The organism is Streptomyces sudanensis, assembly GCF_023614315.1.
Lineage (GTDB): Bacteria > Actinomycetota > Actinomycetes > Streptomycetales > Streptomycetaceae > Streptomyces > Streptomyces sudanensis.
In genome coordinates this window covers 1,171,837-1,185,753 of sequence record NZ_CP095474.1, presented here as the reverse complement: position 1 = coordinate 1,185,753, position 13,917 = coordinate 1,171,837, and the positions used below count along the sequence as shown (strand labels likewise).

The window sequence follows — 13,917 nt, the reverse complement described above, 5'->3', positions numbered from 1 at the left end:
ACCCACCGGGGGCACCCCGGGAACCCCGCCCACCGGGGGCACTCCCCCCGCCGGGGGCACCCCGGGCACGCCCGAGGGGGGCGCCGCATGACGCCCTCCACGGCGCCCGCCCTGTCCTTCGCCGCCCCCGGCTTCCTCTCGCCCACCGGCACGGAGGTCGCGTTCCTCCTCGTCGGCGTCGTCACCCTCGCCGCCGCGGTCCTCGCGGTCACCACCCGCCAACTGGTGCACGCCGCCCTGTGGCTGGTCGTCGCCCTCGGCGGGATCGCCGTCGAGTACCTGCTCCTCACCGCCGAGTTCATCGCCTGGGTCCAGGTGCTCATCTACGTCGGCTCCGTCGTCGTCCTCCTCCTCTTCGGCCTCATGCTCACCAAGGCGCCCATCGGCCGTTCACCGGACGCCGACTCGGGCAACCGGCCCGCCGCCCTCGCCGTGGCCCTCGCCGCCGCGGCCGCCCTCGTCTGGGTCGTCGTCGACGCCTTCCGCACCACCTGGATCGACCTCGGCGGCCCCGCGCAGGGCACCACCCGCGCTTCCGGCGAAATGCTCTTCCGGAACTGGGTGCTCCCCTTCGAGGCCCTCTCCGTCCTGCTGCTCGCCGCGCTCGTCGGCGCGATCGTCCTCTCCCGCAAGGGCGACGGGGACACGGAGGGGAAGCGCTGATGCACCTCGCCTACCCGGCCGTCCTCGCCGTGCTCCTCTTCTGCACCGGCCTGTACGGCGTCCTCGCCCGCCGCAACGCCATCCTCGTCCTGATGTCCGTCGAGCTGATGCTCAACGCCGTCAACCTCAACCTCGTCGCCTTCGACGTCTGGCTCCGCGACACCCTGCACGCAGGCCAGGCGCTGACCCTGTTCACCATCGCCATCGCCGCCGCCGAGATCGGCATCGGCCTCGCGATCGTGCTGATGGTCCACCGCAACCGCGGCACCGCCGACGTCGACCGGCTCCGCGACAACGCCGAACCCCCCGGGACCCCCGAACTCCCCGGCGCCGACGAGGCCGCCCGCGGACGGGCCGGCGAGAAGGCCGAGGCCACCGCGTGACCACCACCGCCCTCGCCGTCCTCACCCCCCTCCTTCCGCTGCTGGGCGCCGCCGCCGGCCTCCTCCTCGGCCGCGTCGCGCCCGGCTTCGTACGCCCCCTGGCCGTCCTGCCGACGCTCGCCGCGCTCGTCCTCGCCGTCCTCGTCGCCGTACGGCAGGGCGGCGGGAAGGCCGTCGACGCGGCCACCCAGCTCACCCCGACCGGTTCCGTCCCGATCGAGCTGGCCCTCCACCTCGACGGGTTCGCCGTCCTCACGGCCGTCCTCGTCGCCGTCGTCGCGTCCTGCGTGCAGATCTACTCCACCGGCTACCTGCGCGACGACCCCCGCTACCCCTCCTACGCGGCGCTCGTCTCCCTCTTCACCTCCGCGATGCTGCTCGTCGTCTACTCCGGCGACCTGATGGTGCTGCTGGTCGGCTGGGAGGTCATGGGCATCTGCTCGTACTTCCTCGTCGGCCACTACTGGGAGACCCCCGAGGCGCGGGCCGCCTCCCTCAAGGCGTTCCTCGTCACCAAGCTCGGCGACGTCCCGTTCCTCATCGGCCTGTTCGCCCTGGCCGCCGACACCGGGACCTTCCGCATCACCGGCGTCCTCGGCTCCGTCGCCGCGGGCGGCCTCGACCACCCCACCCTCGTGGCGCTGCTGCTCCTCGCCGGAGTCGCGGGCAAGTCTGCCCAGTTCCCGCTGCACACCTGGCTTCCCGACGCGATGGCCGGCCCCACACCGGTCTCCGCGCTCATCCACGCCGCGACGATGGTCGCCGCCGGTGTCTACTTCGTCGCCCGTCTCCTCCCCGTCTTCGCCGCCTCCGCGGCGGCCATGACCGTCCTCGCCGTGACGGCCGCGCTCACCATGGTCGGCTCGGCCCTCGCCGCACTCGCCCAGGACGACGTCAAGCGCGTCCTCGCCTACTCGACGATCGGCCAGCTCGGCTACATGTCGGGAGCCCTGGCCGTCGGCGACCGCGGCGCCGCCGTCTTCCACCTCCTGTCCCACGGCGCGTTCAAGGCGCTGCTGTTCCTCGGCGCCGGCGTGGTCATCCACGCCGCGGGCACCAACTCGCTCGCCGCCATGTCCCGCACGGGCGGTCTCGCCCGGCGCGCCCCCGACGCGTACTGGACGATGACGGTCGCCCTCCTGGCGCTCGCCGCCATCCCGCCGTTCGCGGGCTTCTTCTCCAAGGAGGCCGTCCTCGTCGCCGCCGAGCACACCGCCCTCGGCGACCGGGACGCCGCCCCGGCCGGCGCCGGCTGGATCGTCCTCGCCGCCGGGCTGCTCACCGCCCTCCTCACCGCCGCCTACGCGGCCCGCCTGTGGCTGCTCGCCTTCCGCGGCAGGGGCCCCGAGGCCCCCGGCCGCGGCCGGCAGCCGGCCGCCATGAACGCCGTCCTGTGGGTGCTCGCCCTCCCCTCGCTCGCCTTCGGCCTGGCCGCCGCCTCCCTGGGCGACTGGTTCGACGGCAACGCCCTCACCCCGACCACCACCACCGCCGTCCTGGGCACGGGCCTCGCCCTCGCCGGCGGCCTGCTCACCTACGCGGCCTGGCGCCGGGCCACCGCCCGCGCCGCGCACACCCCCCTCGGCGCCGTCGCCGCCCACCCCGACGCCGAACCGGCCGTCTCCGAGGCCGAGGCCATCGCCACCCACACCGCGGCGTACGGGTCGATCGCCTCCGCGCCCGACCCGGCCGACCCCGGGCGCCTCCTCCTCGGCCCGCTCCACCGGCACGCCGTGACCGGCTTCCACCTGGACGCCGTGTACACCGCCCTGTTCGTACGCCCCGTCCGCGCCGCCGCCTCCCTGGTCCGGTTCCTCGACCGCGAGGTGGTCGACACCTACGTACGCGGAGCGGGCGCCGCGACCGGCCTGCTCGGCGCGGCCGTGCGCCGCGCCCAGACCGGCAACGTGCAGACCTACCTGAGCGTCCTGCTCGCCGGTTCCGTCGTCCTGGCGGTCGCCGCCGTCCTCGCCGCCGCCGGAGCGTGAGCCGTGATCGATATCAGCGAATCCGTGATGCAGTTCCTTCTCGCGTTCGTCGTCGCCGGTCCGCTCCTCGGCGCCGCCGCGGCCCTCCTGCCGGCCCCGCCCGGACTGAAGGGGAAGTCGCCCGACCAGGCCGTGCTCCGCCACGGGGTGACCGTCACCGGGGCCGTCCTCGCCGCCGCCCTCGTCCTCGCGCTCGGCTTCGACCACGACCACCCGTCGAAGATGCAGGCCACCACGGACATCAGCTGGATCCCCGCGCTCGACGTGCGGATCCACCTCGGTGTCGACGGCATCTCGCTCCCCCTCCTGGTACTGACCGCGCTGCTGACCTTCCTCTGCGCGCTGTACGGCTACTCCAAGCCGCCCGCAGGCCCCTCCCCGAAGGCCTTCGTCGCGCTGCTGCTCCTCCTCGAGGCCGGCACGCTCGCGACCTTCGCCGTCCTCGACCTGATGCTGTTCTTCCTCGCCTTCGAGACGGTGCTCATCCCGATGTACTTCCTCATCGCCCGCTGGGGCGGCGAGGGGCGGCAGGCCGCCGCCTGGAAGTTCATCCTCTTCACCCTCCTCGGCTCGGTCGTCATGCTGCTCGGCCTGCTCCTCGTCGGGCTGGAGGCCGGCACCTTCGACATGGTGGCACTCGCCACTGACAACGGCCGCGGCCTCAGCCCGTCCCTGCAGGTCACCGCCGTCCTCGCGATCGGCGTCGGACTCGCCGTGAAGACCCCGATGTGGCCCCTGCACAGCTGGCTCCCCGCCGCGCACACCGCCGCGCCCACCATCGGCTCCGTCCTCCTCGCCGGCGTCCTCCTCAAGATGGGCACGTACGGCTTCGTCCGGATCGTCCTGCCGATCGCCCCCGAGGGCATGCGCGCCCTCGCCCCGTACCTCGCCGCCTTCGCCGTCGCGGGGATCGTCTACGGGTCGCTGGCCTGCCTCGCCCTCGCCCGCACCGGCGCCGGGGGCGACCTGAAGCGGCTCGTCGCCTACTCCTCCGTGGGCCACATGGGCTTCGTCCTCCTGGGCATCGCCACCATGACCCCCACCGGCGTCAACGGCGCCCTGTTCGCCAACATCGCCCACGGCCTGATCACCGGCCTCCTCTTCTTCCTCGTCGGCGCGATCAAGGACCGCTTCGGCACGGCCGACCTCGACACCCTCGCCGGCGCGACCGGCGCCGCCCTGTACGGCCGCGCCCCCCGCCTCGGCGGACTGCTCGCCTTCGGCGCCGTCGCCTCCCTGGGCCTGCCCGGCCTCGGCGGGTTCTGGGGGGAGATGCTCGCCATGTTCGGCGCGTTCCGGCCCGCCGAGGGCCTCAGCCGGCCCGTGTTCCTCGTCTGCACGGCCGTCGCCGGCTTCGGCACGCTGCTCACCGCCGCATACCTCCTCGTCGTCGTCCGCCGGGTCTGCATGGGCGCCCGGCCCGCCGCCGACCGGCCGCCGATCGCCGACGTCCGGGCGCACGAGTTCGCCGCCTGGACCCCGCTGGCCGCCCTCACCGTCCTCGCCGGGCTCTGGCCCGCGGTCCTCCTCGGCCTCACCGACCCGGCCGTGCAGCAGCTCCTCGCAGGAGGCAAGTCGTGACCACCGTCCCGGCCGCGGCGCCCGCGCACGGCGACCTCGTGCAGTCCGTCGACTGGGCCGCCATCGCCCCGCCGACCGTCGCCGCGGTCGCCGCCCTGGCCGTCCTCGTCGCCGACCTGTTCCTCCCGCGGGCCCGCAAGCCCCTCCTCGCCTGGACGGCCGTCGCCGGCCTCGCCGCCGCGCTCCTCGCGCTCGTACCGCTCCGCGCGGGCGACCGCTCGACGTTCTGCCTCACCCAGGACCCCGGCGCGTGCAGCTACACCGCCGACCACTTCGCCCTCGCCGTCCAGCTCCTCGTCCTCGGCGGCGCCCTCCTCGCCGCCCTGCTGTCCGTCACGGACACCGAGGAGGAGCTCCCGCCGGGCGAGTTCTGGTTCCTGCTGCTGTCCTCCGCGGCGGGTGCCGCGCTGCTGCCCGCCTCCCGCGACCTCGCCACCCTCGTCGTCGCCCTGGAGGTCGCCTCCCTCCCCGCCTTCGCGCTCGTCGGCCTCAGGCGCGGCGACCGCATGTCCGGCGAGGCGGCGCTGAAGTTCTTCCTCTCCTCCGTCACCGCGACCACCGTCACCCTGCTCGGCGCCGGCTTCGTCTACGCCTCCACCGGCACCCTCCACCTCGCCGGGATCGCCCGGCGGCTCGACGACGTGCCCGCGCAGCTCGGCACCCTCGCCGCGGCGGGCGTGGCCCTCACCCTGGTCGGCTTCGCCTTCAAGACGGCCGCGGCGCCGTTCCACTTCTGGGTGCCCGACACGTACGTCGGCGCCCCGCTGCCCGTCGCCGCGTACCTGTCCGTCGTCGGCAAGGCCGTCGGCTTCGCCGGTCTCGTGCTCGTGACCGTCGTCGCCTTCCCGCCGTACGCGGACGTGTGGAGCCCGGCCCTCGCCGTGCTCGCCGCCCTCACCATGACCGTCGGCAACGTCGCCGCGCTGCGGCAGGCCCCCACCCGCGCGCGAAGCGCGGTCCGCCTCCTCGCCTGGTCGTCCGTGGGCCAGGCCGGCTACCTGCTGGTGCCGATCGCCGCCGCGCGCTCCGGCGAGGGCCGTATCGGCGCCACCGTGGCGTACGCGCTGATGTACGCCGTGGTGAACCTGGGTGCCTTCGCGGTCGCCGCCCTCGTCGCCCGTACGCACCCCGCCAACCGGATCGCCGACTACCGGGGCCTGTACGCCACCCGGCCGGCCGCCGCCCTCGCCCTGGGCTTCTTCCTGCTGTGCCTGGCCGGACTGCCGCCCGGCGTCATCGGCCTGTTCGCCAAGGTCGTCGTCTTCTCCGCCGCCGTCGACGCGGGCCTCGGCTGGCTGGCCGTGGTCATGGCCGTGAACGTGGTGGTCGCCCTGTACTACTACCTGCGCTGGACGGCCCTGCTGTTCCGATCCCCGCAGGACGCCCGCCAGGCCCCCGTACGGCACCGCGCGCCCGCCCCGGTGACCGCCGCGATCACGCTGACCGCCGTCGCCGGCGTGCTGCTGTCCGGCTACCCGCAGGGGATCCTCCGCCTCGCGGCGACCACCCTCTTCTGAGAGGACGCGCGGCCTCCGCCGTATGCCTCGGCGCCCGTCCGCCGCACGGCGGGGAACCCGCCGCTCCCACCCGGCGTTGACCGGTACGGGAGGGTCCACTGGAGAGTGGAGCGACCCCAGCGAGGGTCCCCTGCCGCACCACTTGGAGGGCGTACCGTGCACCGCCGGCACAACGGGCTCAGGACCGCCGTGCTCCTCGGAGGGCTGTCCGCGCTGATCGTCCTGGTCGGCGGCCTCTTCGGGCGCACGGGCCTGGCCGTCGCCGTCCTCGTCGCCCTCGGGACGAACGCGTACGCCTACTGGAACAGCGACAGGCTGGCCCTGCGCGCGATGCGCGCCCGCCCGGTCGGCGAGTTCGAGGCGCCGCAGCTGTACCGGGTGGTCCGCGAACTGTCCACGCAGGCCCGGCAGCCGATGCCGCGGCTGTACATATCGCCGACCCGGGCACCCAACGCCTTCGCGACCGGCCGCAACCCGCGCAACGCCGCCGTGTGCTGCACGGAGGGCATCCTGCGCCTCCTCGACGAGCGCGAGCTGCGCGGTGTCATCGGGCACGAGCTCAGCCACGTCCACAACCGGGACATCCTGATCTCGTCGGTCGCCGGAGCCCTCGCCTCCGTGATCGTGTTCCTGGCGAACTTCGCCTGGCTCGTCCCGGTCGGCCGCTCCGACGACGAGGAGGGCCCCGGCCTCCTCGGCATGCTCCTGATCATGATTCTGGGCCCGGTCGCCGCCGCGGTCGTCCGGCTGGCGATCAGCCGCTCCCGGGAGTACGAGGCGGACGCCTCCGGGGCCCGGCTCACCGGCGACCCGCTCGCCCTGGCGAGCGCGCTGCGCAAGCTGGAGGCGGGGACGCGGCGGCTGCCGCTGCCTCCCGAGCCGCGCATCGAGACGGCGAGCCACATGATGATCGCCCACCCGTTCCGACCGGGCCGGGGCGCGACCCGCCTGTTCTCCACCCACCCGCCGATGGCGGAACGTATCGCCCGTCTCGAACGGATGGCGGGCCACCGGCCCTGAGGCCGGCCCCGGACACCGTCCGGCCGCCCGTGGAGGCGGCTGCGGACACCGTTCGGCCCCCCTCGCCGACCCGTGGCCTCCCGGCCGCGGGGCGTCCGGCGGCAGGTCCCCGACCTCGGGTCACCGCCGGCCCGTGACCTCCTGGCCGCAGGACCGACGTGCCCGCCGTGCGAGCGCCCGGCTTCCGCCGTACGGGGTACGGGGCACGGGGCGGTCCGTCCGGCGGGGCCGCCCCGTGCCCCGTGCCGCCCGGTGCGTACTCCGGCTCCCGGCCGTACCCGCCACCGCCTCCACCGGTGACGTGCCGTGGCCGCTCCTCCTCGGCGGCCCGCTCCGGCCGCGCCGACACGGCACCGTCCGGGCGCGTCACGCCCCCGGCTCCCCCGGAGCTGATCGGCAGCGGGCTCGCCCGTGGTGCCTTGCCGCCGGATGATGCCGGGCAAGGGGGACGGCCCTTCCACAAGCCGCGGGGAGCCGTGGTTGTCCACAGGCCGGGCGGAGTGTCAGTGGCGTGGTCCACCATGAACGCATGAACGACTACGCAGAGTTGCTTTCGCGTCTCGCGGTCGCCGCGGCCGACGACGTCCGTTCGCGGACCGACGAGGCCCGCCGCCCGCCCGCTCCCCTTTCCACCGCCGACGTGGAGGCCGCCCAGGCGGCCCTGGGGTTTCGGCTGCCCCCGCTGCTCGCGGTCCTCCACACGACGGTCGCGGACGGCGGCTTCGGCCCCGACTACGGCCTGTTCCCCCTGCGGCACGCCGTCTCCCGGTACGAGGCCCTCCGCGAGGACGGGCCGGGTCGTGAGGACTGGCCGTGGCCGGAGGGCGTGCTGCCGGTGGCGGACCTGGGCTGTGCGATGCTCGCCTGCGTGGACTGCCGCTCGGAGGGCGGCACGGTGCTGCTGTTCGAGCCCAACCCGGGGGACGTCGACCGCGCCTGGTACGTCTTGGCGCCCACCCTGTCCGCGTGGTTCACGGCATGGCTGGAGGGGACGGGCTGGTTCGCCGAGGACGAGGACTTCGACGGCGACCTCGCCCCCTGGCCGGAGCACCGCGCGCGAGCGGCGACCGTACGCATATGACCGCCGGCCGGCCGTACGGGGCCGCCGTCCGTCCGTGCGAGACCGCCGGCCGGCCGTACGGGGCTGCCGGCCGGGGNNCGCCCGTCCCGCCGGTCACCCCTCGCGCCCCCGGCNCTCCCCGGACCCGGCGCGCACGGCGTACAGGACCGCCCCCGCCGCCAGGACGCCCGCACCCGCCAGGACCGACGGCAGCGGGAGGGCGAAGGCCAGCACCAGGCAGCCGGCCAGTCCGCAGGCCGCCAGGAACCGCACCGGTGACGGCCGGGTGGCGAGCGTCCACGCCGAGGCGTTGGCGATCGCGTAGTAGACCAGCACACCGAACGACGAGAAACCGATCGCACTCCGCAGGTCCGCGGTCGCCGCGACCACCGCGACGACCAGCCCCACCGCCAGCTCGGCACGGTGCGGCACCCGGAACCGGGGATGGACGGCGGCGAGCACACGGGGCAGGTGACCGTCCCGCGCCATCGCCAGCGTCGTCCGGGACACCCCGAGGATCAGCGCCAGCAGCGAGCCGAGCGCCGCCACCGCCGCCCCCACCCGCACCACCGGGACCATCCAGTCCGCGCCCGCCGCCCGCATCGCGTCCGCGACCGGCGCCACCGACCCGCCCAGCCGCCCCGCGCCCAGCACCGACAGGACGGAGACCGCCACGCACGCGTACACCGCCAGGGCGATGCCCAGCGCCAGCGGGATCGCCCGCGGGATCGTCCGCTCCGGGTCCCTGACCTCCTCCCCGAGCGTCGCGATCCGCGCGTACCCGGCGAACGCGAAGAACAGCAGTCCCGCCGCCTGCAGCACCCCGCCCGGCGAGGCGTCACCGCCCAGCGCCAGCCGCCCGGCGTCCGCCGCACCCGATCCGAGGGAGGAGACCACCACGGCCGCCAGCACCGCCAGGACCACCGCCACGATCGACCGTGTCGCCAGCGCCGACTTCTGCACACCGCCGTAGTTCACGGCCGTCAGCGCCACCACGGCGGCCACCGCCACCGCGTGCGCCTGCCCCGGCCACGCGTACGCCCCCACCGTCAGCGCCATCGCCGCACACGAGGCCGTCTTGCCGACGACGAACGCCCAGCCCGCCAGGTACCCCCAGAAAGGACCCAGCCGCTCACGCCCGTACACATACGTACCGCCCGACGCGGGGTGGCGCGCAGCGAGCCGCGCCGAGGCCGTCGCGTTGCAGTACGCGACGGCCCCCGCCAGCGCCAGGCCGACGAGCAGCCAGCTGCCGGCGGCCGCGGCGGCGGGCCCGAGCGCCGCGAAGATGCCCGCGCCCACCATCGACCCCAAACCGATCACGACCGCGTCGAACACCCCGAGCGACCGCCGCAAAGTTTCCGCCATGTGTCGCACCCTACTGATCACCAAGCCGCCCGCCGGAACCGGCCGGCACTACCGGGACCAGGGCCGGAGCAGGCTCGGGGCGGCCTACTCGCCGTCGGCGAGCCCGGTCTCCCGAAGGGTGATGTTGAGCCGCCCGGCACGCAGCCCCGCCGCGGGATCACCCGTGCCCGGATACACCTTCGGCACGCCGTGGTACGCGAACCGCGACGGCCCCCCGAAGACGAACAGGTCACCGGATTCCAGCCGCACGTCGGTGTACGGCCGGCCCCGCCCCTCCGCGGTGCCGAACCGGAAGAGGCAGGCGTCCCCGATGCTCAGCGACACCACCGGAGCCGTCGAGCGCTCCTCGCGGTCCTGGTGCATGCCCATGCGCGCGTCCCCGTCGTAGAAGTTGACCAGCGCCGCGTCGGGCCGGTAGCCGCCGTCCTCCCCGTACGCGGCGGCGACGGCCTCCCGCCCCAGGGCCCCGAGCCGGTCCGGGAAGGCCGTGACGGGTGCCCCGTTCACGTCGTCGGCGGTCCGCGAGTACCGGTACGGCAGCCAGTGCCACCCCAGGCACACGGTCCGCACCGACATCACTCCGCCACCCGGCAGCACGGTGCGCCGGATCGGCACCGGCCCGCACGCCCACTCCCGGCACGCCTCGACCAGCGCTCGCCGCCGCTCGGGAGACAGCCACCCCGGCATGTGCACCGCACCCGGAGCGACCTCCACCCGCCCGCGGTCCAGCGGAAACAGCGCGTCCGTCACCGTGCGGCCCCTCCCGATCCCGATCGAGCAGCGGTTCCCCGTGTTCCGGCCCACCCGCGTACACGGGTGGGAAACGTACAATGTGTATAACCGTCCACCCGGTGACAGGACCGCGCACCCCGCAACGGATCGCACCCCGCGATCCCCCTCCACATCCCGCACCCGGTCCCGGCCTCGCGCCCGATTGCATGTTCCGGTCCGGGCCTCGCGCCCGGCCGTGCGCCCTGGCTCCGGTTCCGCACCCGGTTCCGCGCTCCGGCCCCGACTCCACCTCTGGCCCGGGTCCGGGTCCCGTCTCCGGCCTTGGGCCCCGGTACCTGGCTGTTCCCCGATCCGACCCGACCCGGTCCGACCCGACCCGGTCCGACTTGGCCCGACCCGACTTGGCCCGGTCCGTCCGCCACCGGTCGAGTTGCGATCCCGGACACACGGGGCGGGGGCGGAGGCGGCTCCGAGCCGCCTCCGCCCCCGCCCGGGCCGCCGACAGGGTCAGCGGTAGTTCACGAACTGCAGCGCGAAGTCGAAGTCCTGGGCCTTCAACAGCGCGATCACGGCCTGCAGGTCGTCGCGGCTCTTGGAGCTGACCCGCAGCTCCTCGCCCTGCACCTGCGCCTTGACACCCTTGGGGCCCTCGTCGCGAATGAGCTTGGCGACCTTCTTGGCGTTCTCCTGGGAGATCCCCTCCTGGATCGTCGCGAAGATCTTGTACTCCTTGCCGGACAGCTGCGGCTCACCGGCGTCCAGCGACTTCAGGGAGATCCCCCGCTTCACCAGCTTGGACTCGAAGACGTCGAGGATCGCCTTGACCCGGTCCTCGGAGTTCGCCTGCATCAGGATCTTGTCGCCGGACCAGGAGATCGACGCCCCGACGTTCTTGAAGTCGTAGCGCTGGGAGATCTCCTTCGCCGCCTGGTTGAGGGCGTTGTCGACCTCCTGCCGCTCGACCTTCGAGACGATGTCGAAACTGGAGTCGGCCATGTCCTGTGGCTCCTTGCATCGGGTGGTGGGAGAGCGGCGGCCCGGCGCCGACCGCCCCCCAAGCGTAGCCACCCCGCCCNCCCCCGACGCTGATCAAACCCGGTGGCGGACCACCCTCGAGCATCAGGTATTGTTTACGTCGTTGCCAGGGAGCACACCGAAAGGGAAGCTCCGACGCGACATCCCATGGCGGTGTGCCCGAGTGGCCAATGGGAGCGGACTGTAAATCCGTCGGCTTAGCCTACCCAGGTTCGAATCCTGGCGCCGCCACTGGAAGCAAACGGCCCCCTGATCTGCGCAGACGCGATCAGGGGGTCGTTTGATGTCCGTGGAAGCCGGTGCCGCGGTCACGAAGCCGCAAGGTCAGCGGGCCGCCGCGGCTCTCACCGCCTCCGGGATCGGGGTGTGGCCCGAGACCAGTTCCAGGGTCAGGCCCGCCGTCGCCGGTGCCTGGAGGAGTTCCGCCAGGACCGCCGCCACGTCGTCGCGGGGGATCGGGCCGCGCCCCGTCGAGGGCTCCAGGCGGACCAGGCCCGTACCCGCGTCGTCCGTCAGCATCCCCGGGCGCAGGATCGTCCAGTCCAGGCCGTCCTTGCTCCGTACGTGCGCGTCCGCCGCGCCCTTCGCCCGCAGGTACGCGTCGAAGACCTCGTCGCCCCGGTGCGCCGGATCCGCGCCCATCGACGAGACCACCAGGTGCCGCCGCACCCCCGCCCGCTCCGCCGCGTCGGCGAACAGGATCGCCGCGTTCCGGTCCACCGTCTCCTTGCGTGCCGCTCCGCTGCCCGGCCCCGCGCCCGCCGCGAAGACCGCCGCGTCCGCCCCCTGCAGTACCGCCGCGACCATCTCCAAGGACGCCGACTCCATGTCCAGGAGCACCGGCTCGGCCCCCGCCTCGCGCAGGGCGTCCGCCTGTTCCAGCGTGCGGATGATGCCTGCGACCTCGTGGCCGGACGCCGCCAGCAGGCGCTCCAGGCGCCGCGCGACCCGACCGTGTCCTCCAGCGATGACAATGCGCATGCTCCCGACCGTACGGCCAGGGTGTGCGCGCGGCGTTCACGGACACGCGTCCGGGCGGACCTGACGCGGCGAATCCGCCGCCACGCCCCGGTCGCGATGCTCCCGCACCGCCCTCGTGCGCGCCATCGCCGGCCCCGGTGCGCCACGTCCGGGGGTACGCCGCGACAGCGCCGCCGCCGGCCGCGCCCCGGCCGCCATCGCCCCCGGCCGTACCCGGTCGGGACCGTCCGTCTCCGGATCCAGACCACGGAGCGACCGCACCCCGCTACCGCCCTCCCGGCACGGCCTTCCGCATATCCGGCCGGGCGCGGGGCGGCCGACCCGCGGTCCGGTACCCGGACCGACCGCCCCGCGCCGGACCGACCGCCCCCGCCATGCGTCCAGGGCCGGAAGGGCACCCGGTACGGGCGCGCCCCGGNNCCCCTCCCGCCCCGGCTCCGCGGATCCCGGGCCGCCGCACGGGGCCGCCGCACGGAGACATGGCGCGGAGACACGGCACGGGGACGCGACACGGGGGCGCCTCCCGGACCCGGCCAAACGGATTTGGGTGAACGGGCGCAGACCGTGTAATGTCTTCATCGCTCGCCCCAATAGCTCAGTCGGCAGAGCGTCTCCATGGTAAGGAGAAGGTCTACGGTTCGATTCCGTATTGGGGCTCTGGTGTGGGGAGATCCTCACCTTCGGGTGAGGTGATCCATACATCAAAGCGGTGTAGCTCAGTCGGTAGAGCAAGCGGCTCATAATCGCTGTGTCACCGGTTCAAGTCCGGTCACCGCTACTCCTGGTAGCCGATTGTGGGGTCGGTCCTTCGATCGGCTACTCTTTTATGCGTTCCATCCGTCCATCCGTCCGTCAAGGAGCACTCACGTGGCTGCCACCGACGTCCGCCCGAAGATCACGCTGGCCTGCGTGGAGTGCAAGGAGCGGAACTACATCACCAAGAAGAACCGGCACAACAACCCGGACCGTCTTGAGATGAAGAAGCACTGCCCGCGTTGCAACGCGCACACCGCGCACCGCGAGACGCGCTAACACAGGCTCGTACACGAGGCCGTCCCCACCGGGGGGCGGCCTCGTGTCGTTTCCCCGTCACACCCAGGAACAGAGCAAGGACCGCAGGAGGTATCGGGTACATGGCGCTCGACCAGTCCTTCGTGGGGCGGAGTTATCCGCCCACCGCGCCGTACGAGGTCGGCCGGGAAAAGATCCGCGAGTTCGCCGAGGCCATCGGGGACGCGAATCCGGCCTTCACGGACACGGAGGCGGCGAAGGCGCTCGGATACCCCGACGTGATCGCGCCGCCGACCTTCGTGTTCGCCATCACGTTCAAGGCGGCCGGCCAGGTGATCGCCGACCCGCGCCTCGGACTCGACTACGACCGCGTCGTGCACGGCGACCAGCGGTTCGCGTACAGCCGGCCCGTACGAGCCGGGGACCGGCTGACGGTCACCTCCACCATCGAGGCGATCAAGTCGCTCGCGGGGAACGACATCCTCGACATCCGGGGCGAGGTCCACGACGAGGCGGGCGAACACGTCGTGACGGCCTGGACGAAGCTCGTGGCGCGCGCGGCAGAGGGGGCGTGAGGA

Annotated in this window: 13 protein-coding genes and 3 tRNA genes; 12 read left to right on the top strand and 4 right to left on the bottom strand. The window is 74.0% G+C overall.

The genetic code is table 11. The features are described 5' to 3' along the window. The first annotated feature begins 87 nt into the window (after positions 1-87). The 7 genes from MW084_RS05405 to MW084_RS05375 all read left to right on the top strand — a co-directional run bounded on the left by MW084_RS05405 (position 88) and on the right by MW084_RS05375 (position 8,233). Positions 88-663, top strand: a complete 576-nt coding sequence (locus tag MW084_RS05405; protein ID WP_010470578.1) for an NADH-quinone oxidoreductase subunit J family protein — start codon at positions 88-90, stop codon at positions 661-663. Further along, positions 663-1,046, top strand: coding sequence for an NADH-quinone oxidoreductase subunit NuoK (gene nuoK / locus MW084_RS05400; protein WP_010470576.1), 384 nt, complete (start codon positions 663-665; stop codon positions 1,044-1,046). The genes MW084_RS05405 and nuoK overlap by 1 nt, the downstream gene beginning before the upstream one ends. Further along, positions 1,043-3,034, top strand: coding sequence for an NADH-quinone oxidoreductase subunit 5 family protein (locus tag MW084_RS05395; protein WP_010470574.1), 1,992 nt, complete (start codon positions 1,043-1,045; stop codon positions 3,032-3,034). The genes nuoK and MW084_RS05395 overlap by 4 nt, the downstream gene beginning before the upstream one ends. A gap of 27 nt (positions 3,035-3,061) precedes the next feature. Then, positions 3,062-4,615 (top strand): complex I subunit 4 family protein, encoded by a 1,554-nt coding sequence (locus MW084_RS05390; protein WP_039829229.1) that lies wholly within the window; start codon positions 3,062-3,064, stop codon positions 4,613-4,615. After that, positions 4,612-6,132, top strand: a complete 1,521-nt coding sequence (locus tag MW084_RS05385; protein WP_010470570.1) for an NADH-quinone oxidoreductase subunit N — start codon at positions 4,612-4,614, stop codon at positions 6,130-6,132. The genes MW084_RS05390 and MW084_RS05385 overlap by 4 nt, the downstream gene beginning before the upstream one ends. Before the next feature lie 156 nt (positions 6,133-6,288). Continuing rightward, entirely contained in the window at positions 6,289-7,152 is an 864-nt protein-coding gene (htpX, locus tag MW084_RS05380) for a zinc metalloprotease HtpX (protein ID WP_010470568.1), read from the top strand. A gap of 529 nt (positions 7,153-7,681) precedes the next feature. Continuing rightward, entirely contained in the window at positions 7,682-8,233 is a 552-nt protein-coding gene (locus MW084_RS05375; protein ID WP_039829226.1) for an SMI1/KNR4 family protein, read from the top strand. Between the two features lie 114 nt (positions 8,234-8,347). Here the strand turns inward: MW084_RS05375 and MW084_RS05370 are convergent. The 3 genes from MW084_RS05370 to MW084_RS05360 form a co-directional block, all read right to left on the bottom strand. Then, a partial coding sequence (locus tag MW084_RS05370; RefSeq protein ID WP_275563495.1) for an APC family permease occupies positions 8,348-9,580 on the bottom strand: 1,233 nt, incomplete at its 3' end. 84 nt (positions 9,581-9,664) lie between these two features. Further along, the gene (locus MW084_RS05365) at positions 9,665-10,267 is read right to left on the bottom strand and encodes an alpha-ketoglutarate-dependent dioxygenase AlkB family protein (protein ID WP_050986765.1); all 603 of its coding nucleotides are present in this window, start codon (positions 10,265-10,267) and stop codon (positions 9,665-9,667) included. A gap of 552 nt (positions 10,268-10,819) precedes the next feature. Beyond that, complete coding sequence (locus MW084_RS05360) at positions 10,820-11,308, bottom strand: YajQ family cyclic di-GMP-binding protein (RefSeq protein WP_010470560.1); 489 nt, start codon at positions 11,306-11,308, stop codon at positions 10,820-10,822. 188 nt (positions 11,309-11,496) lie between these two features. On the opposite strand from MW084_RS05360, the gene MW084_RS05355 reads away from it, so the two are divergent. Continuing rightward, a tRNA-Tyr gene (locus MW084_RS05355) sits at positions 11,497-11,578 on the top strand. A gap of 93 nt (positions 11,579-11,671) precedes the next feature. Here the strand turns inward: MW084_RS05355 and MW084_RS05350 are convergent. Beyond that, complete coding sequence (locus MW084_RS05350) at positions 11,672-12,328, bottom strand: SDR family oxidoreductase (protein ID WP_010470558.1); 657 nt, start codon at positions 12,326-12,328, stop codon at positions 11,672-11,674. A 584-nt stretch (positions 12,329-12,912) separates the two neighbouring features. Here MW084_RS05350 and MW084_RS05345 point away from each other — a divergent pair. From MW084_RS05345 to MW084_RS05330, 4 genes are all read left to right on the top strand, one after another. Continuing rightward, a tRNA-Thr gene (locus tag MW084_RS05345) sits at positions 12,913-12,985 on the top strand. A 48-nt stretch (positions 12,986-13,033) separates the two neighbouring features. Further along, positions 13,034-13,106: transfer RNA gene (locus MW084_RS05340), tRNA-Met, on the top strand. 89 nt (positions 13,107-13,195) lie between these two features. Next, a complete protein-coding gene (gene rpmG / locus MW084_RS05335; RefSeq protein ID WP_010470556.1) occupies positions 13,196-13,360 on the top strand; it encodes a 50S ribosomal protein L33 in 165 nt (54 codons plus the stop codon). A 101-nt stretch (positions 13,361-13,461) separates the two neighbouring features. Next, positions 13,462-13,914 carry a MaoC family dehydratase N-terminal domain-containing protein gene (locus MW084_RS05330; protein ID WP_010470552.1) on the top strand — a complete coding sequence of 151 codons (453 nt, stop codon included), beginning with the start codon at positions 13,462-13,464 and terminating at the stop codon, positions 13,912-13,914. Positions 13,915-13,917: the final 3 nt, after the last annotated feature.

What these genes read in the sequence shown, in the direction of transcription:
- MW084_RS05405 (WP_010470578.1), top strand. Translation starts at nt 88, where the DNA reads ATGACGCCCTCCACGGCGCCCGCCCTGTCCTTCGCCGCCCCCGGCTTC.
- nuoK (WP_010470576.1), top strand. Translation starts at nt 663, where the DNA reads ATGCACCTCGCCTACCCGGCCGTCCTCGCCGTGCTCCTCTTCTGCACC.
- MW084_RS05390 (WP_039829229.1), top strand. Translation starts at nt 3,062, where the DNA reads ATGCAGTTCCTTCTCGCGTTCGTCGTCGCCGGTCCGCTCCTCGGCGCC.
- MW084_RS05375 (WP_039829226.1), top strand. Translation starts at nt 7,682, where the DNA reads ATGAACGACTACGCAGAGTTGCTTTCGCGTCTCGCGGTCGCCGCGGCC.
- MW084_RS05365 (WP_050986765.1), bottom strand. Translation starts at nt 10,267, where the DNA reads ATGCCGGGGTGGCTGTCTCCCGAGCGGCGGCGAGCGCTGGTCGAGGCG.
- MW084_RS05360 (WP_010470560.1), bottom strand. Translation starts at nt 11,308, where the DNA reads ATGGCCGACTCCAGTTTCGACATCGTCTCGAAGGTCGAGCGGCAGGAG.
- MW084_RS05350 (WP_010470558.1), bottom strand. Translation starts at nt 12,328, where the DNA reads ATGCGCATTGTCATCGCTGGAGGACACGGTCGGGTCGCGCGGCGCCTG.
- MW084_RS05330 (WP_010470552.1), top strand. Translation starts at nt 13,462, where the DNA reads ATGGCGCTCGACCAGTCCTTCGTGGGGCGGAGTTATCCGCCCACCGCG.